A 2,537-nucleotide genomic window follows, 5' to 3' on the forward strand; every position below is an offset into this window, starting at 1 on the left:
GTAAGCATCCGCCGAGGGCCGTCTGGCTGTTTAGCGGGCTGAGCGTTTATCGAGTGTCCTTATGGACGCACACGAAGACACCCACCGCATTCAAGTTTTGTCAGTTTCTGATACCGGCCGCCGTCGCCGTTGGACGGATGACGAGAAAGCTCGGATCGTTGAGGAAAGCCATTGCGACGGCGTGACATTGGCCGAGGTTGCGCGGCGCCATGAGATCTCGCGGTCGATGCTCTACGATTGGCGCTATCGGCACAAGTATGGGATGCTTGGGTGCGCTTCGCAATTCATGCGCCTTGTTCCCCAAGACGATGGGCCGGCTTCTGAAGGCCTGCCCCCCGTGCCTGCGTCGCAACCGCCCGTAATGACAATCGATCTTGGTGAACGATGTCGTGTGATGATCCCTGCTGATTTTGACATGGAAGCGGCCGCGCGCTTGCTCAATGGCCTGAGGTTGCTGCGATGATCGCGTTTCCGGCTGGCACGAAGGTGTGGATTGCAGGTGGAGTGACTGACATGCGGCGTGGGATGAACACCTTGGCATTGTCGGTGCAGCAGGGACTTGGCCGTGACCCGCATGGCGGCGAAATCTTCTGCTTTCGTGGCCGCAAAGGCGATCTTGTGAAACTGCTCTGGCATGACGGGGTCGGCATGTCGCTCTACACAAAGCGGCTGGAAGCGGGGAAATTCATTTGGCCTGTGAGCCGGGATGGGACGGCAGTTTCGATATCCGCTGCACAGCTTGGCTATCTTCTTGAAGGGATCGACTGGCGCAACCCGCGTTGGACGCAACGCCCTGCAAAGGCTGGATAATTTCCACTAAAAGGCCTGTTTTTATTGGCGTTCCGGGGCAATTGTGGTAGTCCTCTGCCATGTCAGATGCCGCTTCCGAAATCGCCAGATTACGCGCTGAACTGGCCGCACAAACGGCCCGTGCGCAGGCCGCTGAACGCGACCTTGCGCAGGCGCGTGCCTTGGCGTCTTGCACGGAAGCGATGATCCAGGAATTGAAGCTCGAGATCGCCAAGCTGCGGCGCGACAAATACGGCACCTCCTCCGAGCGCCGCGCGCGACTGATCGATCAGCTGGAATTGCAGCTTGAGGAATTGGAAGTCACCGCCACGGAGGATGCGCTGGCGGCGGAAGAAGCGGGCGTGCAGGATGCGACCAGCACCGTGCGCGCCTTCACGCGGCGCAAACCCGTGCGCAAACCCTTTCCCGACCATTTGCCGCGCGAGCGTGTGGTGGTCGAGGCTCCGACCACCTGCACCTGCTGTGGCTCGGATCGCATCGTGAAGATGGGCGAGGATATCACCGAGACGCTCGAGGTCATCCCACGGCAGTGGAAGGTGATCCAGACCGTCCGGGAGAAGTTCACCTGCCGGGCTTGCGAGAAGATCAGCCAGCCGCCAGCCCCATTCCACACCATTCCCCGCGGCTGGGCCGGACCGCAACTGATCGCGATGGTTGCTTTTGACAAATATGGCCAGCATCAACCACTGAACCGCCAGTCGGAGCGCATTGCGCGCGAAGGCATTGAGCTCAGCCTGTCCACCTTGGCCGATCTGATCGGTCACGCCTGTGTAGCACTGGCCCCGATCCACGAATTGATCGAGCGCCATGTGCTGGCAGCGGCGCGCCTGCATGGCGATGACACGACGGTGCCGCTTCTGGCGCGAGGCGGCACCAAAACTGCGCGGCTCTGGACCTATGTGCGCGATGACGGGCCATGGGGTGGTAGTGCGCCACCTGCCGCTTTGTTCAAGTTCTCGCGCGATCGCCAGATGATCCACCCCAACAAGCATCTCGCAGGCTGGCAGGGTGTTTTGCAGGCCGATGCCTATAGCGGCTATAACAACCTGTATCTGGCTGACCGTCATCCCGGTCCTGCGCGCAGCGCACTCTGCTGGAGCCACGCACGGCGCAAATTCTTCGAGCTGGCCGATATCGCGGGGAATGTGCGCAAGAACAAGCCTGCACATGATATCTCGCCCGTCGCCTTGGAAGCGGTGAAACGGATCGACGCGATCTTCGATATCGAGCGCGAGATCAATGGCATGGACGCAGATGCCCGCCTTGCCGTGCGGCAGGGGCGATCCCGGCCACTGGTCGAGGAACTGCATACTTGGCTGCTGGAAGAGCGCGCGCGAATGTCGAAACACAACAGCGTCGCCAAGGCCATCGACTATCTGATTCCACACAAGGGCGAGAGATGGGATGCCTTCACCGCTTTCCTTGATGACGGGTGCATCTGCCTGACCAACAATGCCGCCGAGCGCGCCCTCAGAGGGATAGCCCTGGGCAGAAAGTCATGGCTCTTCGCAGGGTCTGAACGCGGCGGCGAACGCGCGGCCTTCATGTATACTCTGATCGTCAGCTGCAAGATGAACGACATCGATCCGCAGGTCTGGATGGCAGACGTCCTTGCGCGCATGCCGGACATCACCGTGTCACGCTTGCCCGAGTTGCTCCCATGGCACTGGAAGGTCCAGACGGAAGCCGTCAAGGCCGCGTGACCACGTCCCTCGCCGGATGCTTAC

At 60.8% G+C, this 2,537-nt stretch carries 3 protein-coding genes; all 3 read left to right on the forward strand.

Annotation, left to right across the window (positions count from 1 at the left end; all coding sequences use genetic code 11):
- Positions 1 to 61 precede the first annotated feature (61 nt).
- The 3 genes from tnpA to tnpC are packed head-to-tail and all read left to right on the forward strand — an operon-like array spanning position 62 to position 2,513.
- Positions 62 to 463, forward strand: a complete 402-nt coding sequence (gene tnpA / locus ACTZWY_RS19595) for an IS66-like element accessory protein TnpA (RefSeq protein WP_444792386.1) — start codon at positions 62 to 64, stop codon at positions 461 to 463.
- On the forward strand, positions 460 to 810 hold the full coding sequence (gene tnpB / locus ACTZWY_RS19600) for an IS66 family insertion sequence element accessory protein TnpB (protein WP_227428723.1): 351 nt from the start codon (positions 460 to 462) through the stop codon (positions 808 to 810). The genes tnpA and tnpB overlap by 4 nt, the downstream gene beginning before the upstream one ends.
- 59 nt (positions 811 to 869) lie before the next feature.
- A complete protein-coding gene (gene tnpC / locus ACTZWY_RS19605) occupies positions 870 to 2,513 on the forward strand; it encodes an IS66 family transposase (RefSeq protein WP_444792387.1) in 1,644 nt (547 codons plus the stop codon).
- The last annotated feature ends 24 nt before the right edge of the window (positions 2,514 to 2,537 follow it).

The sequence above is a fragment of the Roseinatronobacter sp. NSM genome (assembly GCF_052379845.1).
GTDB lineage: Bacteria > Pseudomonadota > Alphaproteobacteria > Rhodobacterales > Rhodobacteraceae > Roseinatronobacter.